This is a genomic window from Tessaracoccus zhenghani, from assembly GCF_054552775.1.
Genome location: NZ_CM137275.1, coordinates 1,780,924 through 1,806,007 on the forward strand (window position 1 = coordinate 1,780,924; position 25,084 = coordinate 1,806,007).

A 25,084-nucleotide genomic window follows, 5' to 3' on the forward strand; every position below is an offset into this window, starting at 1 on the left:
CCGGCCTCTTGAGGGGGCGCAGATTAACCAATGATCGGCCTTTCCTTGGGGAGTTCGTAGAGCCGCTTGCGGGGGCTCAGGGCGAGCGCAGAGGCGAACGTGATCGGGCCGAGGCGGCCGACGTACATGAGGAAGCACAGCACCAACTGCGACCCGCCATCCAACTGCGCGGTGATGCCGGTGGACAGTCCCACCGTGCCGAAAGCCGAGATGACCTCGAAGAGGACGTCGTCCAGGCGGAAGGGGCTCAGCAGCAGGACGGTCATGGTGGCGAGCACCACCAGCGCCACCGCCAACAGCGCGACGGAGATGGCCTGCCGGTGCACGGCGCGCGAGAGGCGTTTGCCGAAGATGTGGACGGCGGTGTCGCCGCGCACCTCCGTCCAGATGATGAAGAAGAGGACGGCGAACGTGGTCACCTTGATGCCGCCGCCCGTGCCGGCAGGGCCGGTGCCGATGAACATCAGTACGTCCATCCCGAACAGCGTGACGGCGTGCATGGCGCCGATGTCGATCGAGTTGAAGCCGGCGGTGCGGGTCTGCACCGACTGGAAGAAGCCGGCCAGCAGCTTGTCGTCCCACGCCAGGGGGCCGAGCGTGCCGGGGTTGGTCCATTCCAGCCCTGTGATGAAGACGGTGCCGCCCACCAGTAGCAGCGGCGTCATGATCACCACGATGCGGGTGTTCATGGTCCACGCGAGGAGGTCGGCGTGGTGGCGCCACAGCTGCTGCAGCACGGGGAAGCCGAGGCCGCCCAGGATGGTGGCGCCCGCCATCGGCAGCAGGAGCCAGGGGTCGGCCACGAAGCCCATCAGGTTGTCCGCGAACAGCGCGAAGCCCGCGTTGTTGAACGCCGACACCGAGTGGAAGAGCCCGCGCCACGCCGCCTCGGGCAGGCTGTGCCCGTACCCCAGCCAGAACCGCAGCGTCAGCAGCAGGGCCGTCACCGCCTCGATCGCGAAGGTGGTCTTCATGATGCCGCCCAGCACATGGGGCACCCCACCCGGGCCCTCCATGTGGCTCTCGACGGCGGCGGTGAGGCGTGAGCGCAGCGACAGCTTGCCCAGCACCGTCAGGCCGATCAGGGTGGCCAGCGTCATGACGCCGAAGCCACCGATCTGGATCAGGGCGAGGATGACCACCTGCCCGAACGGCGTCCAGTAGGACGCCGTGTCCACGATGGTGAGGCCCGTGACGCAGATGGCGGAGGTGGCGGTGAAGATGGCCTCGATCAGCGAGGCGCCGCCGGCGCCCCGCTTGGAGATCGGGAGCATGAGGAGGCCGATCCCCACCCAGGCCGCCGTCGTGAAGGCGACGAAGATCGCCCGCACCGGGGACAGCCGACGTAGCGCGTTGAGCACGGCGTCACACTAGACCCCCGCGGGGCCGCGCACCACTGCGGAGTGTTACTTGAAGCGGACGATGTTGTTGAAGACGTAGTCGACCTTCGACGTGAAGGTGTAGCCGCCGCCGGCCTTGGCCGTGGCGGTGACGACAGGAGTCTGGATGTAGGAGCGGCAACCGTTGCGGCCGGTGGCTGCAGAGTCGCAGTCGGTGCGCCACTTGCGGCCGCTGATGACGTGGTCGCCCTTGGTGGCCAACGGGTTGCCCGCCCACAGGCTGCGCGCCGACGGCTGGTAGGTCAGGTTGTTGAAGGCCCAGCCGGTGCTGCGCTGGTAGTTGCCGCTCTTGTAGGAGATGACGGTGGCCCAGATGTCCGTGCGGCAGCGCTGCGTCTGGGAATACGGCTCGCAGGCCACCTTCCACAGGCGGTTGTTGTAGGCGTAGGTGCCGGTCTTGGAGTAGACATCGTCGGCCTTCGCCGGGTTGACCGCGGTGATGTTCTGCTGCACGGCGGTCAGCCACTGCGTTCCCGAGTCATAGGCGGTGCCGGCGTCGATCAGCGGCTCCTTGTAGAAGTTCACCGCGGCGAAGATCTCGGATTCGGAGCGCACCAGGCCCACGGCGATGTGGGTGTAGGACGCCTCCAGGATGTTGGCGCGATGGCTGTCCGAGGCCATCCAGTCGTCCATCATCGTCTGGACAGGATTGGTATAGCCGACGTTCCAGCCGACGTTCTCGCCCCAGGCCTCGGCCCCGTCCCAGCGGAAGTCGTCGTTGTGGGAGATCTTGCCGGCCTTCCGCATGGAGATGGCCCAGTCCTGCGCGATGGCCGCGGCCACCTTCGGCACGAACCTCAACGGTGTGAGTCCCTTGGACACCCGGATGGCGTTGTGCGCATCGACCATGGCGGCGATGTCGGCGACGTTGGCCTTCTGCGACGCCTCGTCTGCCTCCGCACGCGGGGCGACCAGCCCTGCGAGCGCAACGGCGACGACGAACATCAGGGCGAACAGTCTCTTCACGGTGAGCACCTTCCGGGGAAGTGGGGGCTTGCGGTTAAGACGGTAACACCGCCCCTGCCACCGACGGACAGCGGCACGCGGCCCGGCGCCAGATTCAGGACTGGGCGGCGGCCAGCAGCGACGGGTCCGGCGCGTCCGCCTGTGGGCGCCGCCCGGTGAGGAGGTCCCACTCCATCTTGAGGTTCGCCGGGAACTCGCGGACCCAGCCCTTGACCCAGTTGTACGGGAAGCGGCCGAGCATGGTGGTGTCGCCGACACCCACGGTGTCGACGCCCACCTCGCGGCAGATCGCGATGGTGCGGCCCAGGTGGTAGTCCTGCGTGATGACGGTCATCTCCGCCACGCCGAACACGTCGCGGGCCCGCACGCACGAGTCGTAGGTATCGAAGCCTGCCGGGTCCTCGACGATCCGGTCCGCCGGCACGCCCCGCTCCTCCAGGTACCGGCGCATGATGAGCGGCTCGTTGTTCGACCCCGGCCCGCCGTCGCCGGTGACCAGCACGGCGCGGATCTTGCCCTCCTGGAACAAGCGCAGCGCCACGTCGAGCCGAGCGGCGAGGAACGCCGACGGCCCGGAGGGGTCAGCCTTGGCGCCGAGCACCATGCCCACGGGCCGCTCCGGCACGTCCTGCACCGTGTGCACGTGACCGGACGCGATGAACGCCACCCTCCCCGCGCTCAGCACCACCGGAAGCGCCCCCAGCAGGGCGACCACCCCGACGGCGATCAGCGCGGTGCGCCACCGTCGAGGCCGGGTGGAGGGCTGCGGTTCAGTCACGGTTCTGTAGGTACCAGCTGACGAGGGACTGCGTTGACGGATCCTGCTGGGCCAGCGCCTCGGCGTCGCCGAAGACCGCCGGGGCGATCTCCAGGGCGAGCTTCTTGCCGAGCTCGACGCCCCACTGGTCGAACGAGTCGATGCCCCACACGACGCCCTGGACGAACGTGATGTGCTCGTAGAGGGCGATGAGCTGGCCGACCACCGACGGGGTGAGCGCCGGCGCCATGATCGAGGTGGTGGGCTTGTTGCCCTCGAACACGCGGGCGGGCACGATCTCCTCCGCCGTGCCCTCCGCACGGACCTCCTCGGCGGTCTTGCCGAACGCCAGCGCGGCCGTCTGCGCGAAGAAGTTGGCCAGGAAGAGCCCGTGGACGTCGGTTTCGCCGTCCTTGACGGGGTGCGCCGGGTTGGCCACCGCGATGAAATCTGCCGGGATGATGCGGGTGCCCTGGTGGATCAGCTGGTAGAACGCGTGCTGGCCGTTGGTGCCCGGCTCGCCCCAGAAGATCTCCCCGGTCTCCGTGGTGACGGGGCTGCCGTCCCAACGCACGGACTTTCCGTTGGATTCCATGGTGAGCTGCTGCAGGTAGGCCGCGAACCTGTGCAGGTACTGGGCGTAGGGCAGCACCGCGTGGCTGTGCGCGTCGAAGAAGTTGACGTACCAGACGTTGATCAGGCCCATCAGCAGCGGCACGTTGCGCTCGGCAGGCGCGGTGCGGAAGTGCGTGTCGACGGAGTGGAAGCCGGCCAGGAAATCACGGAACCCGTCCGGCCCGATCGCGATCGCCACCGGCAGGCCGACGGCGGAGTCCACCGAGTACCGGCCGCCCACCCAGTCCCAGAAGCCGAACGCGTTGGCAGGGTCGATGCCGAAGTCGGCCACCTTGTCCAGCGCCGTCGAGACCGCGACGAAGTGCCTGGCGATCGCGCCGGCCCGGGCCTCATCGGAATCGTCGATGGCCCCGTCGGCGACGAGCGCGTGCAGGAGCCAGTCGCGGGCCATGCGGGCGTTGGTGAGGGTCTCCAGGGTGGTGAAGGTCTTCGACGCCACGATGAACAGCGTCGTGGCGGGATCGAGGTCCTTGACCTGCTCGTAGCAGTCGTTGGGGTCGATGTTGGAGATGAAGCGGCACTCCAGGCCGTCCTGCTTGTACGGCAACAGGGCCTCATAGACCATCACGGGGCCCAGGTCTGAGCCGCCGATGCCGATGTTGACCACCGTCTCGATCCGCTTGCCGGTGACGCCCTTCCACTCGCCCGAGCGGACCTGGTCCGCGAACGCGTACATGCGCCCGAGGACCTCGTGCACGTCTGCCACGACGTCCTGCCCGTCGACGGTGAGCTCGGCATCTGCCGGCAGGCGCAGGGCGGTGTGGAGCACGGCGCGGTTCTCGGTGACGTTGATGCGCTCGCCGTTGAACATCGCGTCACGACGCTCGGGCAGGTTGACCTGCTCAGCGAGGCGCACCAGCGCGCCCACGACGTCTTCGGTGATGAGGTTCTTGGAGAGGTCCACCCGGAGGTCTGCCAGGTCGAAGGTGAGTTCCTCGGCGCGATGCGGATCAGCTTCGAACCAGTGGCGCAGGTCGGGGACGAGAGCGTCCTTGAGGATGCGAAGGTCTGCCCAGGCCTCTGTGGCAGTGGCGTCTACCGGAGTGTTCATGGGCCCAGCCTAGAACGCTCCCCCGGTCGGCGTCCCGCCGGGGCGTCACACAGACGCGAGGGTGCAGTTGGTCCCCTGCCGGACACCGGCCACAATGAGGGGCATGAAGCGAGCGCTCTTCGAGGATGACCAGTACGGCGACGAGACCCCCGACCAGGGCACCGACGACGACGCGGGCCGCGCGAAGAAGCGGCGCGGCCCGCTGTTCGTGTTGTTCATGGTGTGCATCCTCGTGCTGCTCATCCCCGCCCTGGTCGTGGCGTTCTACGTCGGCCGGGGCTGGGTGGCACTGGACAGCATCGAGCGCGACCCGGGGCTCACGCCGTCGGAGTATGTGGGCCGCCCCTCCCCCGCCGCCCCCAATCCGGACAAGCCGGAGGCCACCGCGCCGGTCAACTTCGTGCTCATGGGCTCGGATTCCAGGGAGGGTGAGACCGGCCGTTCCGATTCGCTCATGGTGGCCCACGTCTCGGGCGACCGCGAGCACGTCTACCTCATCTCCTTCCCCCGCGACATGTGGGTGGAGGTCCCCGAGCGGGGCGAGGCCAAGATCAACGCCGCCTACGCGTGGGGCGGCGCGCCGCTGACGGTGCGCACGCTCGAGAGCCTGCTGGACGTGCGGATGGACCACACCGTGGTCATCGACTTCGAGGGGTTCGTCAACCTCACCGAGGCCGTCGGCGGCGTGACCGTCCACAACCCGTGGCCCTCGGGGCAGGGCCCGAACCGCTTCGAGGAGGGCGAGATCAGCCTGGAGGGCGAGCGCGCACTGACCTACGTCCGGGAGCGCAAGTCGCTGCCCAACGGCGACCTCGACCGCGCCTACCGGCAGCGCACCGTGGTCAAGGCCATCATCCGCAAGCTGGCGACGCCGGACACGATCACCAACCCGGCGCGGTTCAACGACGTGGTGGGGCAGGTGGCGGACACGCTCACGGTGGACGACCAGATGACCAACGGGTACGTCACGAACCTGGGCACGCAGCTGCGGATCTTCGGCGCCGACGGGGTGCGGATGCTGCAGGCACCCATCCGCGGGTTCGCGACGATCGACGGGCAGTCGGTCGACGTGGTGGACCAGGGTCGCCTGGAGATGCTGGCCAAGGCGCTGTCCACCGACACCATGGAGCACTACTTCAACAGCTACGGAGCAGACTCCTACGCCAAGCTGCCACAGGTCGACCCGGACCAATGAGTGGCGGCGCCCCGTGGGGGCGCGGAGTCCGCGTGGTCAGGCCTCTTCGAGCGCCTTGTCGGTGTATTCGGGGAGGAACCACGCGGCCACCATGGCCATGGCGAACATGGCGCCCAGCACCATGAACAGGGTGGGCCGGCCCGCGGCGCCCACGATCACGGGCACCAGCAACGGCGCGGCCATGGCCGCGATCCTGCCGAACGCCGTGGCCGCACCCGCACCGCTGGCCCGCACCGCCGTCGGATACACCTCCGGCGTGATGGCGTAGAGGGCGCCCCAGGCACCGAGGTTGAAGAAGCTCAAGGTGCAGCCGGCGGCCAGCGTGATGGCATAGGCGGCAGAAGTGTTGCCCGGCGCCAGCGACTCTGCGATGGCGGGCGCCATGCCGAAGGCGAGGGCGCCGACGACGGAGCCGCCGAGGAACGTGACCAGCGTGGGGCGGCGACCCCACACCTCGATCAGGATGGCCGCGACGAGGTAACCGGGAAGCTGCGCCAGCGTCATGTACAGCGTGAACTCGAACGAGCGGACCAGCGTCATGCCGCCCTCGAAGAGCAGCGTCGGCAGCCAGATGAAGGCGCCGTAATAGGAGAAGTTGATCCCGAACCACACCAGCCACAGCGCGACGGTGCGCCGGCGGAAGCGATCGCCGAAGAGCTCCTTCTTCGTCACCTTCGCCCCTGCGGTCACCGGGGCATCGGGGGCCTTGTCACGCTCGTCGACGGTGACGCCCGCGGCGTCCTCGAACTCGCGCACCGCCTGCTCCGCCTCCGCGTGCCGGCCCTTCGCCTCCAGGAAACGGACGGATTCGGGCAGCCCGAAGCGGACGAACAGCGCGTAGGCGGCCGGCACCGCGCCCAACGCGAGCGCCCACCGCCAACCGTTCTCGGACGGCACGACGAAATAGCCGATGGTGGCGGCGCCCAGCCAGCCGATGGCCCAGAACGACTCGAGCGCCACCACGACGCGGCCGCGGATCCTGCGCGGCGCGAACTCGCTGACGAGGGTGGACGCCACCGGAAGTTCTGCGCCGAGGCCGACTCCGACGATGAAGCGCAGGACGATCAGCATCACCAGGCCGGTGGACAGGGCCGAGATCCCCGTCGCGATGCCGTAGATCAGCAACGTGAGCGCGAAGACCTGGCGGCGGCCGATCCTGTCTGCCAGCAGCCCGCCCAGCGAGGCGCCCACCGCCATCCCGACGAAGCCGATGGAGGCCAGCATGGACAGCTGCCCGGAACCCAGCCCCCACTCCGACGCCAGCGCGGCCATGATGAAGGAGATGAGCCCGATGTCCATCGCGTCCAGGGCCCAGCCGATGCCGGAGCCGAAGAGCAGCTTGCTGTGCTTGCGGGTGTAGGGCAGTTCGTCGAGACGCTGCGCGCGGCTGAGGTTGAGGCTCATGCGCGGAAGCCTAGGCCCAAGCCGGGGCGCCGCGATAGGGTCGCCGGTTCGGGCGACGACGGGCGTACGGCAAGATGGTCGCCATGAATCTGCGTGGAATTGTGGTGTGCCTGCCTGATGCGTCGCTTGACGACTTCGTCGGCGTCATCGAGGTGCTCATCCAGGAGGGGTTCTCGCGGTTCGCCCTGCCGGCCGGCGCGGCGGCCTTCACGGACGTGACGACGATCTTCGGCGCGCGGGCCGTCTTCGGCGCGCTGAGGGTGTCGTCGAGCGCTGACGTGCACCGCTCGGCCGACGCGGGCGCCGCCTTCGTGTTCTCGGACGTGGCTGACAGCGATGTCGCCGACGCGGCCGACGAGCGCGGGCTCGAATGCTGGTGCTCCGCGATGACCCCGCGCGAGGTGCGGGCTGCGCTGCAGCTGTCCAACGGCGCCCTCCTCTACCCCGCGGACGTGGTGGGTCACGCCATGGCCGCCCGGCTGAAGGAGCTGGGCGTCGTCGACCGGGTCATCCCCATGGGCGGGATCGGGGCGTACGCGGCGGGCGAATGGTTCAAGGCCGGCTCCCCCGCCGTCGGGGTGGACCAGACGTTGCTGGGCGACGCGTTCGACGGCGGCTCGTTGTCGCAGCTGCGGGACCGCTGCAGCTCCTTCATAGCGCTGGAGCGCCGCCTCGTGACGGACCCGGAGAACTGACCTTCCGGCATTGACTGGAGTCGATGTCTCTCAGCTTGGATTCCACTCAAGCACGACCTATTCTGAGAAAATCTTAAGGCATTCTCAGGAAAGACGAAGGTATGGGAACACCACGAAGGGCCGCAGCCGACGACGCAGCAGTGCACGACGATGCAGGCGAGCTCCAGACAGTCACCGACGCCCGCACGGCGGCCGGCCTCACCCGGGGACGAGGCAGGGCGGTGCGCTTCGCCATGGCGCCGCTCGCCATGCTGACGGTCGGCGGGCTGGCCGCGGGTGTGTTCTGGTTGGGACAGCCGGCTGACAGCACGGAGACGGTGCAGTCTGCGCGCCCGGTGGCCAACCTCGGGGTGTCCCGGAGTCAGGCCAGGCCGGAGTTGTCGCCGTCGGCCTCGCCGTCGCCCTCCCTGGAGCCGCTCGACACTGCTGCCGCCGCTGCCGCGAATCCCGCGTTGCCGACGCCCACTGCCGTGGTGACGCCCAGCACCCCCGCCCCCGCCCCGGCGCCGGCCAAAGCGATCTCCGGCGAGGCGGCCTCCGGCGAGGTGGCCGGTGTCGCCGAGTCCGCCCCTGCCGCGGCCGAGTCGGCAGAGCCGGTGGCGGAGGTCGTCGAGGAGCCCGCCGTCGACTACACCGCCCTGGGCGAGGCGTCCAGCACGCTGTTCGTCACCGCGGCCGTGAACGTACGCACCGGCCCCGGCACGGAGTTCGATGTGCGGTCCTCGCTGGCTGAAGCCGCCGAGGTCGCGACGACGGCCTGGGAGGTGGACGGCTGGCGGCAGGTGTCGCTCGACGGGGAGGCCGGCTGGATCAAGGGCACGTTCCTCACCGACAGCAAGCCCACCGTCGAGGCCGTGCAGGAGGCCGCCTCGGGTTCGGGTTCCAGCTCTGCGGCCGCAGCACCCGCCGCGGTGTGCGAGCAGGCCTCCGGCCTGGAGCGCAACCTCACCAACCGCACCGCCAACGTGCTGCGGGTGGTGTGTGCCGAGTTCCCGCGAGTCACCTCCTACGGCGGGTACCGCCCCGGCGACACCGACAGCTACCACGGCAGCGGCCAGGCGATCGACGTCATGGTCAGCGGTGAGTACGGCTGGGACATCGCCCGCTGGGCCCGCGCCAACGCCGGCGAGTTGGGCATCATCGAGGTCATCTACGAACAGCAGATCTGGACGGCGCAGCGCGCCGGCGACGGCTGGCGGCCGATGTCGGACCGCGGTTCCGTGTCCGCGAACCACTACGACCACGTTCACATCTCGGTGCGCTGATGGGTGACCACCAGGGGTCAGGAACCGTCGGGCGCGACCTCTGGCGGTGCCGCGCTGCCGCCGGGGCTCTCCACGGGGACGACGCTGACCGCTCCCCCGTCGAGCCCCACCTCGGCGCGGCTGAGGGCCATGAATTGCAGCGCGGCGTAGTCGCCCGCCTCCCAGATCACGCCGAGGCGCCCGTCGGGCAGTTCAGCCGCAACGGAATAGGCCGCGGCTCCCGCGTCGAGGAGCACGGAGTCGCCCCAGGTGGCGCCGCCCAGCTCGCCCGTCGGTTCCGCCCACGCCGGCACCGAGTACGGCCCCCAGTGGACGAAGAAGCCCAGCTTGGCGCGCCGGAACCACTCCGGCGTTGCCCTGTCATTCAGCGCCTCCCAGCGCTCTTGGTCATCGACCACCGAAACCTCCGATATTCATGCCTCGGGACAGCTGGCGCTGCATGAGGAAAACAATGATGAGAGAAAACGCCACGGCGACGGAGCAGGCCGCCATCAGCGGACCCCAGTCGGTGCCGCGCTCGCCCGAGAACATGGACAGACCCAACTGCAGCGGGGCCTTGGCCGGATCAGTGATGATGATCAGCGGCCACAGGAAGGCGTTCCAGTAGTCGATGAAGGCGAACGCCGCGACGATGGCGATGGGTCCGCGCAGCAGCGGCACGATCACGTGCCACAACAGTTGGATCTGGCTGGCGCCGTCGATCCGCGCGGCCTCTTCGTAATCCGGGGGCAGCGACAGCAGGAACTGGCGCAGCAGAAAGGTGCCGAACGCGCCGAACGCGAAGGGCAGGATGATCATCGAATAGGTGTTGACAGCACCGAACTCGTTGGCCCCGATGAACAGCGGGATGACGAGCACCTCGATGGGCAGCATCAGCGTGGCGATGAACACGGCGAACAACTGGTTGCGGCCCTTGAACTGCAGGCGGGCGAACGCGAACGCGCTGAGCACCGAGACGGTCACTGCGATCAGCGCGCCCATGCCGGCGATGAAGAACGTGTTGAGCAGGATTCGAGCGAACGGGATGGCCGTGAAGACCTCCCCATAGTTGCTCCACCGCACCTCGGAGCCCACCAGGTCGGCCCCGCCCAACAGCACTTCCTGGCTGGGTTTGATGGAGCTGATGAACATCCAGAGAAACGGCACGAAGAACACGAAGCCGAACATCGCGAGTAGCACCTTGCTGATGATCTTCGTGGGGCGCACACGGCGCGCCCTGTTGCTCGCTTCGGCGACCCGGAGGGTTTCTTCCCTTGTCAAGGCGTCAGGCATCGTAGCTCACCCACTTCTTCTGCCCTAGGAACTGCAGGGCGGTAAACAGCATGATGATGACGAACAGCACCCACGCCATGGCCGACGCGAACCCGAGGCGGTCGTAGGAGAAACCGGCGCGGTAGAGGTACAGGACGATGGTGTTGGTGGTGTCGCCGGGGCCGCCCTTGGTCAGCATGTAGGGCTGCGTGAACACCTTGAAACCGCCGATGACCGTCATCACCGAGGCGAAGAACAGCGACGGGGACAGCATGGGGAACGTGACCCGCCAGAAGCGGCTCCACGCGGTGGTGCCGTCGATCCTGGCGGCCTCCATCACCGAGGGGTTGATGTTGTTGAGGCCTGCGGCCAGCACCACGATGTTGTAGCCGATGCCCTGCCACAGCGACATCATGATCAGCGACACCAGCGCCCAGTTGCCGTCACCCAGCCAGGAGGGGCCAGTGATACCGATGTTGCCCAGACTGGTCAACACGTTGCTGGGCAATTGTATGAGCAATGTTAACGTACGTCAAGGGTAAATGCTAACGTTCTCATTCACCCTTATGGCGTACGATTCAACTGATTCGCGGCTTCGGCGACGTCCCACCCCTCGGGCGTGGTCACCATGTACACACATGCTCTGCGTGCCAGTAGGCTCTCCCATATGGTTGATCTGGCCCCGTTGAGTTGGGCCGCCCTCGTGGCCGCAGCGCTGTTGATCGGCGTCGCGAAGACGGCCGTTCCAGGAGCAGCCATCATCTCGGTGGCCGTCTTCGCAGCGGTCCTCCCGGCCAGGGAATCGACGGCAGCGCTCCTGGCGCTCCTGCTCGTCGGGGACCTGCTGGCCGTGTACGTCTACCGCCACAACGTCGACTTCCGGGCGCTGCGGCGCCTGGCGCCGTCGGTCGTGGTGGGCCTCGTGCTGGGCGCAGCACTGCTCGCCTTCAGCGACGACACCGTGATGCGCCGCTCCATCGGAGTCATCCTGCTGACCCTCACCGCGTTGACCCTGTACCTGATGCGCCGCGGCGTCCTGAGCAGCGATGACACGCTGGCCAATCCCCATGTCCGCGGCCTCTACGGCGCACTGGGCGGGTTCACCAGCATGGCCGCCAATGCGGGCGGCCCGGTGATGACGCTCTACTTCGTGGCGGCGCGCTTCGACGTCATGCGCTTCATCGCCACGCAGGCCTGGTTCTTCTTCGCCATCAACGTGGCGAAGCTGCCGTTCTCCATCGGCCTCGGCCTGTTCCGGGTGGAGACACTCCCCATGCTCGCGATCCTGGCGCCGGTGGTCCTCCTCGGCGCCTTCGCGGGCCGCCGCTGGATCCGGCGCCTGGATCAGCGCCTCTTCACCCGACTGGTCATCGGGCTGACGATCATCTCGTCGCTGTACCTACTGCGTTAACGGTTGTACGTCACGCCGTCGACCGAGGGCACGTCGTGCCACCGGCCGTCGGCGGCCGACGCCATGGCGGCTTCGTCGATCTCAGCGGCCGCCAGCCCGTCATAGACCGACGGGGCCAACTGCTGGCCGGTGAGCACCGACCCGATGAACTGGGACGCCTCGACGACCTTCAGGTCGTCGAAGCCCATCGACGTACCAGGGGAGGGCTGGAAGTTGCCGAAGCGCGGGAAATCGTGCCCCGCCATGACGTGCGTGTAGCCGGTGAACTCCTGACCACGTCCCACGGCCACCAGCAGGTCGTTGAGGTGTTCGAAGTTCCAGCGCACCGAACCGTCGGAACCGTACACCTCGACGATGTACTCGGCTCGCGGGCCGGTGGCCACACGGCTGGCCTCGAGCGTGGCCAGGGCCCCGCCCTCCAGGCGACCGATCATCGCGATCCAGTCCTCGTTCTCCACGGGACCCTTCTTGTCGCTGACCTCCCAGCCGCTGTGCCCGACGCCGGCCTTGAGCGGGATGGGGCGCTCGGTGATGAACTGCCCGGTGGCTGCGGTCACCGATTCGATGCGCCCCACCAGGTACTGCACGAGGTCGACGCCGTGGCTCATCAGGTCGCCGATGACACCGCTGCCGCCGTATTCACGGCTGTCGCGCCAGGTGAGCGGCCCGTCCGGCGACGAGGCGTAGTCGGCGATCAGCCAACAGCGCACGTTGGTGATCCGGCCGAGACGGCCGCCGCGGATCAGTTCGCGGGCCCGCTCGATGGCCGGCGTGTGGCGGTAGTTGAAGCCGACGGCGGTCACCACCCCGGCGGCACGCGCGGCCTCGGCGATGTCGCGCGACTGCGCGGCGTTGGTGCCCATCGGCTTCTCGATCCAGAACGGCTTGCCGGCGGCGGCCGCGGCGAGGGCGATCTCGCGATGGAGGAAGTTGGGCGAGCAGATGGACACGACCTCCACCTCGGGGTCGGCGATCACCTCGCGGTAGTCCTCCACCGCCCGCTGGAATCCCATGCCGTCCACAGCGGCCTTCCGCGTCTCGGGCTGCGCGTCACACGCGCTCACCAGCCGAACCGTGGCGCCGAGCTCAGGGAACTTCTCCGCGAGGGCGCGGTAGCTGCGCGAATGCAGCCGCCCCATCCACCCGAGACCGATAACTCCCACACCGATGCTGCGATCCGCCATTGGACCCACCCTTCAGAACGTGCCCCTGGAGCACTACGTATGTTGTCATAACATAGCAGACCGCTTGATCTGCGCAATGGCATCCCAGCGCTGGGTGGGGCCGACTATTGACAGTACATAAGAAGGGCTCTAGCCTGAGCGTGAGCCCAATGTAGTGCCATCCCGAGAGGACCGCCGTGGAACGTCAATCCAAGGTTCGTGACACCGACCCCCGTTACTCGAAGCTCGCCGTCGGCGTGTGCCCCGACCAGTGGGGCGTCTGGTTCCCGGAGGATCCCCACCAGATCCCCTGGGAGAAGGCTCTCGACGAAATGGCGGAGGCCGGCTTCTCGATCATGGAGACGGGCCCCTTCGGCTACTTCCCGACCGAGCCCAAGCGCCTCGCAGAGGAGATGGCCAAGCGCGGTTTCACGGTCGTCGCCGGCACCGCCTGGGGCGTCCTGCACCAGGCTGAAGCCTGGGCGACCACCGAAGACCTCTTCCGCCGCGTCGGCGAGACCCATGCCGCGGTGGGCGCCGAGTACGTCGTCCACCTGCCACCCATGTTCCGCGACGAGCACACCGGCGCCTTCACCGACGTCCGGCATCTCGACGGTGCCGCGTGGGACCTCTACGTGAACAACGCCAACCGCCTCGGGCGGATGATGAAGGACGACTACGGGTTGCAGTTGGTGCTGCATCCCCACGGCGACTCGCACATCGAGACCCGCGAGGACATCGACCGCATCTTCCAGGCCACCGACCCGGAGTACGTCGGCTTCTGCCTCGACACCGGCCACATCGTCTACGGCATGGCGGACAACATCGACCTCATCAAGAGCTACCCCGACCGCATCCAGTACGTGCACATCAAGGCCATGGATCCGAAGATCGTCAAGCAGGCCCACGACGAGGACTGGCCGTTCGTCAAGGCCGTGAAGGCCGGCTGTTCCGTGCCTCCCCCGGAGGGCGAGCCGGACATGCCCACGCTGATCGAGGCGCTGGCCGACCTGGACAAGGACCTGTACGTGATCTGCGAACAGGACATGTACGGGTGTGACCCCGCCTACCCCCTGCCCAACGCCATCAAGGTGCGCGAGTACTTGGCCTCCATCGGCCTCGGCCAGAAGTGAGCTGACATGACCCTTCGCATCGGCATGATCGGGCCCGGCGGCATGGGCCGGGCCCACATCGAGCGCATCCATACCGTGATCTCCGGCGGCCGCGTCGTCGCGGTCTCCGACGTCAACGCGGAGAACGCCCGCGCTGTCGCCGAAGAGATCGGCGGCATCGCCTTCGCCTCGGCGGAGGATCTGATCGACTCCCCCGAGGTCGACGCTGTCATGATCACGAGCCACGGCCCGGCCCACAAGCCGGATGTGATCGCCGCGATCCGCGCCGGCAAGTACGTGTTCTGCGAGAAACCCCTCGCCCCCACCGCCGAGGAATGTGCGGAGATCATGGCGGCCGAACAGGAGGCCGGCAAGAAGCTGGTCACCGTCGGATTCATGCGCCGCTTCGATGCCTCGTACCGCGAGCTGAAGCGCATCCTGGACGACGGCGAGGTGGGCGAGGCGCTGATGGTGCACTGCGCGCACCGCAACCCCACGGTGCCGGACTTCTACACCTGGGACATGGCCATCAACGACACCGCGATCCACGAGATCGACACCATGCGCTGGCTGTTGGGCGAGGAGTTCGTCTCCGCCCGCGTGGACAAGCCGAAGAAGACGTCGCTGCGCTTCGAACACCTGCAGGATCCGCTGGTCCTCATCCTCACCACAGAATCCGGCGTGCGGGTCGACGACGAGGTGTTCGTCAACTGCCAGTACGGCTACGACATCCAGTGTGAACTGGTCGGGGAGACAGGCGCTGTGCGGTTGGGCGACCAGGAGCTGGTTCAACGCGCCGATGCCCATGGCCGGCGCAACCGTCTCACGATGGACCACAACCAACGCTTCGATGCCGCCTTCGTCACCGAGGTGCAGGAATGGATCACGGCAGTGGCCCAGGACCGCCACACCGGCTCCACGAGCTGGGACGGCTATGCCGCCGCGGTCGTCTGCGACGCCGGCGTGCGCGCGCTCACTGCAGACGGCGATGTCGACATCGCCATGATGCCGAAGCCCGACTTCTACGCCTGAGGAGGCACCCATGGTCAAGATCCTGCTCGATCCCTCGATGTACCACCCCCACCTCACCGTCGCGGAGGAGCTCCGGAAGGCGGCCGACCTCGGGTACGAGTACATCGAGCTCTCCCCTCGCGCCGACTTCCACGAATGGCACCACTACCCCAAGGTGGACGACGCCGAGATCGCCCGGGTCAAGAAGGCAATGGTCGAAACGGGCGTGCGGATCTGGTCGCTCAACCCGGTGTTCAACTGGGCCTCGCCCAACGAGATGGAACGCCAGCACCAGGTGCGCAACTGGAAACGGCTCCTCGAGATCGCTGAGGACCTCGAGGTGCCCCTCATCGCGACGGAGTACTCGGGTGACCCGAACCAGCCGCTGATCAGCGAGGGCCAGTTCTACCGATCCATGGAGGAGCTCATTCCGTTCTTCGAGAAGCGGGGGCAGGAGTGTGCCGTCGAAGCACATCCGTACGACTTCGTGGAGACCAACGACAGAGCGGTGCAGATCGTGCGGGGCGTGAACAAACCCTGGTTCAACTACCAGTTCTGCCTGCCGCACATGTTCTACCTCGGCCAGGGCAGCACTGACGTGCGCTCGCTCATGGAGTACGCGGGCGACCGCCTGGCGCACGTGCACGTCGCGGACGTGTACAACCATCTGGCCAACGTCGGCAACCGCTACATCATCAACCCACCCGGCGTCGATGCGAGGATCCACCAGCACAACGAGATCGGCCACGGCGAAGTGCCGTGGGAGGACGCGTTCGGTCACCTCCGCGACACGGACTACGACGGCGCCCTGTCCGTCTGCGTCTTCGGTTGGGAAGAGGAGGCCGACGCCATCCACGTGCGCATGAGGGAGCGTATCGAGGCGGAGCTGTCCCGCTGACACAGAACATTCCATGTTCATAACGATCCAGTAATTGTCTTGACAAACCAGCCGGATTCCAGCACGCTGAGTTCAGTGCCGGCGGCTGCGCCAACCGGCAACCACTGATCCGGGTGCAAGGTCGCACCCCGACGAAAGTAGGAACAACAATGACGCGACTTCTCAAGGTAGGCATCGCAGCTGCGGTGGCCTTCACTCTGACCGCCTGCGGCACCACCGCAGGCACGCCTGAAGAGACCACCGCCAACGGTGGCACCACCAACGAGTCCGCCGGCTCCAGCGAACAGCCCAGCAGCGGCGCCACCGAGGAGTACCAGCCCAGTGAAGTCGTCAAGCCCAAGGACGGCAAGAAGCTGAAGATCGGTGCCGCCTTCCCCATCCTGGACCAGTTCCTCCAGACCGTGGCCGACGGCATGACGGCGCGCGCCGAGGAGGCCGGCGTCGAGTTGGTCGTCGTTTCCGCTCAGGAGCGTGCGGACATGCAGCTGAGCCAGATCGAGAACTTCATCAGCCAGGACATGGACGCGATCATCGTCCTCCCCCAGGACACCGACGCCACGGATCCGATCACCTCGGCCGCCACCGCCGCCGACATCCCGCTGGTCTACGTGAACCGCCGCCCAGCCGCGCTGCCGGCCGACATCCCCTACGTGGGTTCCAACTCGCTGATCGCCGGCCAGCTCCAGATGGAGGCTCTCGGCGAACTCATCAACTGGGAAGGCAACGTCGCCATCCTGCAGGGCGACCCGTCACAGGAAGCGGCTCAGATGCGCACGCAGGGCTGCAAGGACGTCATCGACGAGCATGAGGGCCTGAAGCTCATCCGCGAGCAGGCCGGCAACTGGTACCGCGACAAGGGCCTCTCCATCACGGAGAACTGGATCCAGTCCGGCGACCAGATCGACATCATCTGCTCCAACAACGACGAGATGGCGCTCGGCGCCATCCAGGCACTCAAGGCCGCCGGCCAGCTCGAGGACGTGGTCATCGGGGGCGTGGACGCCACCAGCGACGCGCTCGTCGCGATGGAGGCCGGTGAACTCGAGGTCACCGTGTTCCAGGACGCCAAGGGTCAGGGCGCCGGCGGTGTGGACACCGCCATCCGCCTCTACAACGGCGACGCCGTTCCTTCGGTGATCGATGTCCCCTACCTGCTGGTGACTCCGGAGAACATCAACGAGTTCAAGTGATCTGAAACGGTGGGGGACGTCGGAACCGGCGGCCCCCACCTCCATTCCCGCACCAGCCAACGAGGGCAGGAGAGACATATGACGAATGACGTGATCCTTGAGATGGAGGGAATCCGTAAAACGTTTCCCGGAGTCGTCGCGCTCGACGACGTGAGCGTGGTGGTGCGACGCGGCACCGTGCACGCCCTGATGGGCGAGAACGGCGCTGGCAAGTCCACTCTGATGAAAGTGCTCATCGGCATGTACCAGCCCGATGCCGGCACCGTGAAGATCAACGGTGAGCTCAAGGAGTTCACCTCCACCCGCGACGGCCTGAACAACGGCATCTCGATGATCCACCAGGAACTGTCTCCAGTACCGGAGATGACGGTGGCAGAGAACATCTGGCTGGGGCGCGAACCCCGCAACAGGTTCGGGCTGGTGGACCCCGAAGAGATGGTGCGCAAGACGCAGGCGCTGCTGGACGAGTGGGACATGGATATCCCGCCCCGCACCCGCATGAAGAAGCTCACCGTCGCCCGCCAGCAGATGGTGGAGATCGCCAAGGCGATCAGCTACGACTCGCAGATCATCATCATGGACGAACCCACCTCCGCCATCCCCGAACGCGAGGTGGAGCACCTGCACGGCATGGTCCGGCGCCTCCGCGAATCCGGGGTGGCGATCATCTACATCACCCACAAGATGGACGAGGTCTTCACGATCTCCGACGACGTCACGATCTTCCGCGACGGCAGGCACGTGGCAACGAAGCCTGCCTCCGAACTGGACCGGGACCAACTCATCACGATGATGGTGGGCCGCGAACTCACCAACCTCTTCCCCAAGCTCGACACCGAGATCGGCGAAGTGGTCCTGGAGGTGCGCAACCTGGAGCGCGGCGCCCTGGTGAAGGATGTCTCCTTCCAACTGCGCCGCGGTGAGATCCTGGGCATCGCCGGCCTCATGGGCGCTGGACGGACGGAAGTGCTGGAGACCATCTTCGGCATGCAGCCGGCCGAGAGTGGCGAGATCCTCGTCCACGGCAAACCGGTGAAGATCCGTCAGCCGAAGGACGCCATCGCCGCGAACATCGGGCTCCTTACCGAGGACCGCAAGCTGAACGGCATCATGGGCGTGCTGTCGGTCCGCGACAACATGTCCGTGGCCGCCCTGACTACATTCTCACGCTACGGCTTCATGCAGACCCGCAGGGTGCAGAGGGCGTGTCAGCAGCAGCGGGAACAACTGTCGGTGAAGACACCGTCGCTCAGCCAGCGCATCCAGAATCTGTCCGGTGGTAACCAGCAGAAGGCGCTGATCTCACGCTGGCTCCTGACTGAACCCGACATTCTGATGATCGATGAACCCACCCGCGGTATCGACGTCGGCGCCAAGAGCCAGATCCACCACCTGATGTCCATGCTGGCGCAGCAGGGCAAGGCCGTGATCATGGTGTCCTCCGAACTGCCTGAGATCCTCGGTATGAGTGATCGCATCCTCGTCATGCACGAGGGCCGCCTCTCCGGCGAACTGAGCCGCGAAGAAGCAACTCAAGAATCCATCATGCACCTCGCCACCGGCGGCAACGCCGCCGCCTAGAAAGGACTCCACAGCATGTCCTCTGAAGCCTCCATCAAGTCGAGACCCAAGTTCGACACCAAGGGATTCTTCAACACATATGCGATCCTCCTGATCCTCATCGGGTTCGTGGTCGTGCTCGCCATCATCACCGGTGGCAGCTTCCTGCGCATCGACAACCTCCTGAACGTCATCGTCCAGGTCGCCCCCATCGGGATCATCGCGCTGGGCATGATGTTCGCGATCATCACGAAGGGCATCGATCTCTCCGTCGGGGCGATCGTGGGCCTGTCGGCAGTGATCGCCGCCTCGCTGGCGCAGGAGCGCACCGCTGCACTGCCGTTCTTCGAGAATCTCCCGGCGCTTCCGGTCATCGTGCCGATCCTCGCCGGCCTGCTGGTGGGCACCCTGGTGGGCGCCGTCACCGGCGGCCTCGTCGCAGTGTTCCGGATCCCCCCGTTCATCGCCACGCTGGGCATGTTGACTGCCGCCCGCGGCGTCGCCCTGATCTACACCGGCGGACGCCCCATCTCGCAGCTGGCCGACGGCTTCAACTGGCTGGGCCAGGGCCGCTTCCTGGGCATCCCCATCCCGGTGTACCTGCTGGCGCTGTGCGCTGGCATCATCTGGGTGGTGCTCAACCGCACCCGCTTCGGCCGCCACGTCTACGCCATCGGTGGCAACGACCAGGCCGCCCGGGTCTCCGGCATCAACATCGACAAGGCGCAGTTCTACATCTACGCGCTGATCGGTACGCTCTCAGGTCTCGCCGGCCTCATTCTGGCCGCCCGCATCGGTTCCGGTAACCCGCAGTTGGGCATGACCATCGAGCTCGACGCCATCACCGCCACCGTCATCGGCGGCACCTCGTTCTCCGGCGGTGTGGGCACCGTCTGGGGCGTGATCGTCGGCGCCCTGATCATCGGGGTGATCAACAACGGCCTGGACCTGATGAACGTCTCCCCGTTCATGCAGATGGTCGTCAAGGGCGCCATCATCGTGGTCGCCATCATCATCGACGAGCGCAAGAACCGCTAGTCACCCACAACACGAGAAAGGCCCGGAGCTGATGCTCCGGGCCTTCCTGGTCTCTGGGGGTCATGCCCGACGGGATGCCCACCGGTCCTTGGCGTCGATGAGCACCTCGGCGGCGGCCTCGAGGCCCTCCACCCGCCCGAGCTCGGTGTCCTCGTGTTCGATGTTGAGCCACATGTCGGGATCGATCTCGTGGAGGGCGGAGATGAACTCGGCCCAGTACTCCACGTCGTGGCCCTTGCCCAGCGCCACGAAGTCCCACGACGAATCCTTGGGCCACTCGTTGGCCCACTCGTCGCCACCCAGGTTGGTGCGGTCCTCGTCCTCGCGCAGGCGGCGGAAGCCGTTGTCCAGCACGCCGTTGAGCGCGGCGTGGCGGGTGTTGATCCGCACGTCCTTGGCTGCCGCCTGGTAGATCAGGGGGCCGAGGTCGCGGGCGACGGCGATGGGGTCGGCCTGCTGCCAGAAGAGGTGCGAGGCGTCCAACTCCACGCCGATGTGCTTGGCGTCGATGAGGTCCACGAGCTTGCGGACGTCGCGGGCGTTGAACACCAGGTTCTGGGGGTGCAGTTCCAGGGCGACCTTCACGCCGTGGTCCCCCGCCAGCTTGTCGATCTCGGCCCAGAAGGGCGCTGCGATCTCCCACTGGTGGTCGAGCACGTCGAGCGAGGCGGAGTTCCACGCGTTGACGATCCAGTTCGGCAGCGTGGCGCCGGGCTCCCCGCCGGGAAGGCCGGACATGGTCACGACCCGGTTCTGGCCCAGGGCCGCCGCCGCCCGGATCGACACGCGGATGTCTTCGGCGTGCTTGTCCCCGATGGTGGCGTTGGGGTGCAACGGGTTGCCGTTGCAGTTGAGGCCCGCCAGGACGACACCGGTGCCGTCGAAGCGTGCGAGGTACTTCTTCGCCGCAGCCGGGTCGACGGCGATCTCGGCAATGTCGGGGATGTGCACCGGGGGCAGGAACCCGCCGGAGTTTACCTCGATCCCCTCCAGGCCGCAGCCGGCGATGACCGCCAGCGCCTCTTCGAGCGAGCGGTCGTGGAGGACTGCGTTGTAGACACCGAGTCTCACAGCGTCACCTTCTTTCCGTTGTCGGCGGCCGATTCAGCCACGGCCGCGAGGATCTCCATGTTGTGGACGCCGTCGTCGAACGTCGCGTTCCGCGGCAGCGACTCCGCCTCGGGGAGCCCCGCCACCTCCTCCAGGAAGGCACGCGCCTGGAAGGCGAAGCCCTCGTTCTGCCCGAAGCCGACACCGGAGACGTCCATGGGCATACCGCCCTGCACGTAGGGGTGGTCCGAGCCGAGGTTCACGGTGCGGTACCCGTTGGTGCCCGGCCTGTCGTCGTGCAGGTACAGGCGCACCTGCGAGGGGGTGTCCTGGTGGTAGCTGGCCGCGCCGTTCTCGCAGAACACCTCGAAGTTGAGGCCGTTCGGGTAACCGGCCGCCACGCGGGAGACCTCCAGGCTGGCGTCGCAGTCGCGCAGGTGCGCGCTGAAGGTGGCGTAGTCGTCGTTCTCGACGGGTTCTGTCTGGTCCGAGACCTCGACGTGCGCGTGGCCCACCGTGGCGCGCAGCGGAAGCGGCCGCTCTGTGATGACGGTGCTCATGACCCCACCGGACACGGCTTGGACCGGGCCGCCGAGGAACTCTGCGATGTAGGTCAGGTGGCTGCCGACATCACCCAGCGCGCCGGAGCCCATCGGCCCCTTGTAGCGCCAGCTCATGGGCGCCTTCGGCGAGCAGGAGTAGTCACACCAGTACCGACCGCTGAAGTGCAGCGGGCGGCCCAGGGTGCCGTCGGCGATCCAGCGCTGGATCGCGGCCACGCCGGGGGTGCGGCGGTAGGTGAGCCCGATGCGGGCCACGGAGCTGGCCTCGCGGGCCAAGCGGGCCATCTCGCGGCCCGATTCGAGTGTGTCGCTGAGCGGCTTCTCACACAGCACGTGTTTTCCGGCCTCGAGCAGCCCGCGGACCACCTCGAGGTGGAGGCTGTTGGCGATGACGACGCTGACGACGTCGATCTCCGGGTCATCGGCGATGGCGCGCCAGTCCGTGACCGACTCTTCGTAGCCGTAGCGACGGGCGGTGGCCTCGCCGAGCTCTGCGTTGATGTCGGCGATGGTCTTGAACCGGATCGGCGGCAGGGTGGACTGGTACAGGGTGGGCGCGACGCGATACGCGGCTGCGTGGGCTTTGCCGGCCATGCCGGCTCCGATGACGGCCACAGAAATAGTCACGGCATCCTCCTTGATGTCGGTGGGTATACGTTGACGAAAGAGCCCGGCACAGGTACCGGGCTCTTTCGTTGTCTAGGTGGTGGACGAGCTCACTCTTCGCGCTTGAAGGACATGGTCGCTTCGAAAGTACGCTCGGAGGGCCAGCGGCTGGTGACAGCCTTCAGGCGCGTGTAGAAGGACACGCCCTCGGGGCCGTGGATGTGGTGGTCGCCGAGCAGCGAATCCTTCCAGCCACCGAATGAGTAGTAGGCGACGGGGGTCGGGATCGGCACGTTGATGCCCACCATGCCGGCCTGCACGTCGAGTTCGAAGCGGCGGGCGACACCACCGTCGTTGGTGAAGATCGCGGCGCCGTTACCGAACGGGGAACCGTTCACGATCTCGATGGCCTCGTGGTAGCTGTCCGCCACCACGATGGTGAGCACAGGGCCGAAGATCTCCTGGTGGTACGCCGGGGCATCCAGCGGGACGTTCTTCAGGACGGTGGGACCAACCCAGAAGCCATCCTCGTAGCCGTCGACGGTGAGGTCGCGGCCGTCGAGCACCACCTCGGCGCCACGCTCCTCGGCGTCGGTGATGAGGCCCTTGATGCGCTCCTGCGCCTTGCGGGTGATGACGGGGCCCATCTGGACGCCCTCGTCGAGCCCGAAGCCCACCTTGATCTTGGCGCCGTTGGCCTTGACCAGCTCGGCGAGCTTGTCCTCCACACCGCCGACGGCGACGACGACCGGCAGCGCCATGCACCGCTCACCGGCGGCACCGAAGGCCGCAGCGGAGATGTGCTGGGCGGCGAACTCGAGGTCCGCGTCGGGCATGACGATGGCGTGGTTGTTCGCGCCGCCGAGCGCCTGGACGCGCTTGCCTGCCAGGGTGGCCTTCTCCTGGATGATGTGGGCCACCGGGGTGGAGCCCACGAAGGAGATGGCGTCGATGCCCTTGTGCTCGAGCAGACCTGTGACGGTCTCGACGTCGCCGGCGACGACGTTGAAGACCCCGTCGGGGAGGCCGGCCTCCTTGTAGAGCCGGGCCACGACCAGCGACGCGGTGGGCGTCGGGGTGGCGGGCTTCAGGATGAAGGCGTTGCCGGTGGCGATGGCGATGGGGTGCATCCACATCGGGACCATGACCGGGAAGTTGAAGGGGCACACGCCCGCGACGACCCCGACGGGCTGGCGGATGCTGTGGATGTCCACGCCGGAGGAGATGTCGTAGGAGTGGTCGCCCTTGAGGGCAGTGTTGATGCCGCAGGCGAAGTCGAGGGTTTCGCGGCCGCGCTGGATCTCGCCGATCGCGTCGCCGTAGTCCTTGCCGTGCTGGGCCACGATGGCCTTGGCCAGCTCGTCCTGGTTCGCAAGCACGAGCTCGCGCATCTTGAACATGATGGCGGTGCGCTTGGCCAGCGAGGTCGCGGCCCAGCTCTTCTGCGCTTCGCGGGCAACCTCGACGGCATGGTCGATGTCGGCGAGCGACGCGGCGAGCAGCTCACCGGTCACCTCACCGGTTGCCGGGTTCTCCACGGGGATGCGGTGTGTGGGCGAGCCCTCGTACGGGGCTCCGCCGATCCAGTGGGTGATGGTCTCAGTCATGGCTCAACCTTCCGGGTGACGGGCACCTGCGCCCATTTGTTAGTACATTAGCACTATCTGCCGCGCGGTACAAGAATTCTTGCGCTCCGGAGCTGCACTATTTTGCCTACACAAAGCGGACCTGCCCAGCAGCATCCCTCGTCGGAGACACTCGGCCGAGGTCGTAGACCGGAGCTGGCGTCGCAGACAGTGAACTGTCTGCGACGCCAGCGACGGTCTGCGAAACGAACACTCAGCCAGCGTTCTTTATGGCGTCAAGCGCCTCCTGGGCGTTCTCCTGCGTAAACACCTCGTTCTCAACGATGGTCTCGGCCTCGACGTCCTTACCCTCGATGAGATCAGCCGCTGCGTCAGCAGCCAGGCGGCCCTGCTCGGAGGTGCCTTGGCCGATGGTGGCGGTCATCCTGCCGTCAATGACGGCCTGCAGACCCTCTGACGTGGCGTCGACGCCGTAGATCTTGACCTTGTCCCCCAGACCGGCATCCTGCACAGCCTGTGCGGCACCGATGGCCATGCCGTCATTTTGCGACACAATGGCGTCGACGTTCTTGCCCGAGTTGAGCCAGTTCTCGACCATCGTGAGGGCCGGCGCGGTCTCCCAGTTGGCGGCGCCGTCGAACACGACCTGGAAGCCTTCGTTGGCATCGATGACCTCCTGGAAACCTGCGGAACGACCGACCTGACCATCAGAACCCATGGGGCCGAGCAGGAGGGCGAGGTCGCCTTCATTCCCCAAATCCTCCGCAACCTGCTCCATCACGATCCGGCCCGTCTTGACGGCGTCAGCACCGATGTATGCGGCGGCCAAGTCGGGCTCACTGATGCGCTGGTTGACGATGATGATGTTCACGCCGGCCTGATTGGCCGCCCTGACAGCCGGCACGACGCCGTCGACGGAGACGGGCTCAATCACGATCGCCCCGACGCCGAGCCCGACAGCCTGCTCGATCTGCGTCTGCTGCCGTTCGGCATCCTTCTGGGCATCGTAGACGCGGAACGTGTACCCGCGCTCTTCAACCTGAGCCTTCACGGCATTGGAGAGGGTGATGGTGAATTCGTTGCTCATGTGGGTCATGAACAGGGCGATCTCCTTGGACTCGGTGGCCGTTCCGCCGCCGTTGGTCTCGGAGCCCGCAGGCGATGAGGAGTCTGTCCCGGGCTGATTGATTTCGGTGGCCGGGGTGCAGGCGGCGAACAGTGCCACCATCACGACCCCGATGATCAGTTGGATGAGCTTGCGCATGGTTGGTCCTTC

Annotated in this window: 23 protein-coding genes; 10 read left to right on the forward strand and 13 right to left on the reverse strand. The window is 67.0% G+C overall.

Translation table 11 applies throughout. From position 1 onward, the window contains the following. Positions 1-23 precede the first annotated feature (23 nt). The 4 genes from ACX1DX_RS08585 to pgi form a co-directional block, all read right to left on the reverse strand. The gene (locus ACX1DX_RS08585; RefSeq protein WP_459396263.1) at positions 24-1,361 is read right to left on the reverse strand and encodes a TrkH family potassium uptake protein; all 1,338 of its coding nucleotides are present in this window, start codon (positions 1,359-1,361) and stop codon (positions 24-26) included. A gap of 45 nt (positions 1,362-1,406) precedes the next feature. Then, positions 1,407-2,366, reverse strand: coding sequence for a CAP domain-containing protein (locus tag ACX1DX_RS08590; protein WP_459396264.1), 960 nt, complete (start codon positions 2,364-2,366; stop codon positions 1,407-1,409). Between the two features lie 94 nt (positions 2,367-2,460). Beyond that, positions 2,461-3,144 carry a SanA/YdcF family protein gene (locus ACX1DX_RS08595; RefSeq protein ID WP_459396265.1) on the reverse strand — a complete coding sequence of 228 codons (684 nt, stop codon included), beginning with the start codon at positions 3,142-3,144 and terminating at the stop codon, positions 2,461-2,463. Further along, the gene (gene pgi / locus ACX1DX_RS08600) at positions 3,137-4,810 is read right to left on the reverse strand and encodes a glucose-6-phosphate isomerase (RefSeq protein ID WP_182764125.1); all 1,674 of its coding nucleotides are present in this window, start codon (positions 4,808-4,810) and stop codon (positions 3,137-3,139) included. Before pgi ends, ACX1DX_RS08595 begins: the two co-directional genes overlap by 8 nt. 103 nt (positions 4,811-4,913) lie before the next feature. On the opposite strand from pgi, the gene ACX1DX_RS08605 reads away from it, so the two are divergent. Beyond that, positions 4,914-6,005, forward strand: coding sequence for an LCP family protein (locus tag ACX1DX_RS08605; RefSeq protein WP_459396266.1), 1,092 nt, complete (start codon positions 4,914-4,916; stop codon positions 6,003-6,005). A gap of 36 nt (positions 6,006-6,041) precedes the next feature. Here ACX1DX_RS08605 and ACX1DX_RS08610 read toward each other — a convergent pair whose 3' ends face one another. Next, positions 6,042-7,409 carry an MFS transporter gene (locus ACX1DX_RS08610; protein WP_182764127.1) on the reverse strand — a complete coding sequence of 456 codons (1,368 nt, stop codon included), beginning with the start codon at positions 7,407-7,409 and terminating at the stop codon, positions 6,042-6,044. 83 nt (positions 7,410-7,492) lie between these two features. Here ACX1DX_RS08610 and ACX1DX_RS08615 point away from each other — a divergent pair, with 83 nt between their 5' ends. Then, complete coding sequence (locus ACX1DX_RS08615; protein ID WP_459396267.1) at positions 7,493-8,104, forward strand: hypothetical protein; 612 nt, start codon at positions 7,493-7,495, stop codon at positions 8,102-8,104. Between the two features lie 101 nt (positions 8,105-8,205). Next, positions 8,206-9,369 carry a VldE C-terminal domain-containing protein gene (locus ACX1DX_RS08620; protein ID WP_459396268.1) on the forward strand — a complete coding sequence of 388 codons (1,164 nt, stop codon included), beginning with the start codon at positions 8,206-8,208 and terminating at the stop codon, positions 9,367-9,369. Positions 9,370-9,386: 17 nt separating this feature from the next. Here ACX1DX_RS08620 and ACX1DX_RS08625 read toward each other — a convergent pair whose 3' ends face one another. Genes ACX1DX_RS08625 through ACX1DX_RS08635 form a run of 3 tightly spaced genes read right to left on the reverse strand, consistent with a single transcriptional unit; the run spans position 9,387 to position 11,116 of the window. Then, on the reverse strand, positions 9,387-9,767 hold the full coding sequence (locus tag ACX1DX_RS08625; protein WP_459396269.1) for an alpha-L-fucosidase: 381 nt from the start codon (positions 9,765-9,767) through the stop codon (positions 9,387-9,389). Then, on the reverse strand, positions 9,757-10,629 hold the full coding sequence (locus tag ACX1DX_RS08630; protein WP_233120755.1) for a carbohydrate ABC transporter permease: 873 nt from the start codon (positions 10,627-10,629) through the stop codon (positions 9,757-9,759). The genes ACX1DX_RS08625 and ACX1DX_RS08630 overlap by 11 nt, the downstream gene beginning before the upstream one ends. Before the next feature lie 4 nt (positions 10,630-10,633). Then, a complete protein-coding gene (locus ACX1DX_RS08635) occupies positions 10,634-11,116 on the reverse strand; it encodes a carbohydrate ABC transporter permease (protein ID WP_459396270.1) in 483 nt (160 codons plus the stop codon). Between the two features lie 171 nt (positions 11,117-11,287). Between ACX1DX_RS08635 and ACX1DX_RS08640 the strand changes: the two genes are divergently transcribed. Further along, a complete protein-coding gene (locus ACX1DX_RS08640; RefSeq protein ID WP_182764140.1) occupies positions 11,288-12,031 on the forward strand; it encodes a sulfite exporter TauE/SafE family protein in 744 nt (247 codons plus the stop codon). Here ACX1DX_RS08640 and ACX1DX_RS08645 read toward each other — a convergent pair. Beyond that, complete coding sequence (locus ACX1DX_RS08645; RefSeq protein ID WP_459396271.1) at positions 12,028-13,215, reverse strand: Gfo/Idh/MocA family protein; 1,188 nt, start codon at positions 13,213-13,215, stop codon at positions 12,028-12,030. The two genes, ACX1DX_RS08640 and ACX1DX_RS08645, sit on opposite strands and share 4 nt — an antisense overlap. Positions 13,216-13,391: 176 nt before the next feature. Here ACX1DX_RS08645 and ACX1DX_RS08650 point away from each other — a divergent pair, with 176 nt between their 5' ends. The 6 genes from ACX1DX_RS08650 (at position 13,392) to ACX1DX_RS08675 (ending at position 20,003) form a co-directional block, all read left to right on the forward strand. Further along, positions 13,392-14,327 carry a TIM barrel protein gene (locus tag ACX1DX_RS08650; RefSeq protein ID WP_459396272.1) on the forward strand — a complete coding sequence of 312 codons (936 nt, stop codon included), beginning with the start codon at positions 13,392-13,394 and terminating at the stop codon, positions 14,325-14,327. Between the two features lie 6 nt (positions 14,328-14,333). Further along, on the forward strand, positions 14,334-15,338 hold the full coding sequence (locus ACX1DX_RS08655; protein ID WP_459396273.1) for a Gfo/Idh/MocA family oxidoreductase: 1,005 nt from the start codon (positions 14,334-14,336) through the stop codon (positions 15,336-15,338). A 10-nt stretch (positions 15,339-15,348) separates the two neighbouring features. Continuing rightward, the gene (locus tag ACX1DX_RS08660) at positions 15,349-16,215 is read left to right on the forward strand and encodes a sugar phosphate isomerase/epimerase family protein (protein ID WP_459396274.1); all 867 of its coding nucleotides are present in this window, start codon (positions 15,349-15,351) and stop codon (positions 16,213-16,215) included. A gap of 149 nt (positions 16,216-16,364) precedes the next feature. Further along, the gene (locus ACX1DX_RS08665; protein ID WP_459396275.1) at positions 16,365-17,405 is read left to right on the forward strand and encodes a sugar ABC transporter substrate-binding protein; all 1,041 of its coding nucleotides are present in this window, start codon (positions 16,365-16,367) and stop codon (positions 17,403-17,405) included. Between the two features lie 78 nt (positions 17,406-17,483). Further along, entirely contained in the window at positions 17,484-18,986 is a 1,503-nt protein-coding gene (locus ACX1DX_RS08670; RefSeq protein WP_459396276.1) for a sugar ABC transporter ATP-binding protein, read from the forward strand. 15 nt (positions 18,987-19,001) lie between these two features. Further along, positions 19,002-20,003, forward strand: coding sequence for an ABC transporter permease (locus ACX1DX_RS08675; protein ID WP_459396277.1), 1,002 nt, complete (start codon positions 19,002-19,004; stop codon positions 20,001-20,003). Between the two features lie 60 nt (positions 20,004-20,063). Here ACX1DX_RS08675 and ACX1DX_RS08680 read toward each other — a convergent pair whose 3' ends face one another. From ACX1DX_RS08680 to ACX1DX_RS08695, 4 genes are all read right to left on the reverse strand, one after another. Further along, entirely contained in the window at positions 20,064-21,074 is a 1,011-nt protein-coding gene (locus ACX1DX_RS08680) for a sugar phosphate isomerase/epimerase family protein (protein WP_459396278.1), read from the reverse strand. Beyond that, positions 21,071-22,243, reverse strand: coding sequence for a Gfo/Idh/MocA family protein (locus ACX1DX_RS08685; protein WP_459396279.1), 1,173 nt, complete (start codon positions 22,241-22,243; stop codon positions 21,071-21,073). Before ACX1DX_RS08685 ends, ACX1DX_RS08680 begins: the two co-directional genes overlap by 4 nt. A gap of 89 nt (positions 22,244-22,332) precedes the next feature. Next, positions 22,333-23,829, reverse strand: a complete 1,497-nt coding sequence (locus ACX1DX_RS08690; RefSeq protein ID WP_459396280.1) for a CoA-acylating methylmalonate-semialdehyde dehydrogenase — start codon at positions 23,827-23,829, stop codon at positions 22,333-22,335. Between the two features lie 232 nt (positions 23,830-24,061). Beyond that, entirely contained in the window at positions 24,062-25,072 is a 1,011-nt protein-coding gene (locus ACX1DX_RS08695) for a sugar ABC transporter substrate-binding protein (RefSeq protein ID WP_459396281.1), read from the reverse strand. Positions 25,073-25,084 lie beyond the last annotated feature (12 nt).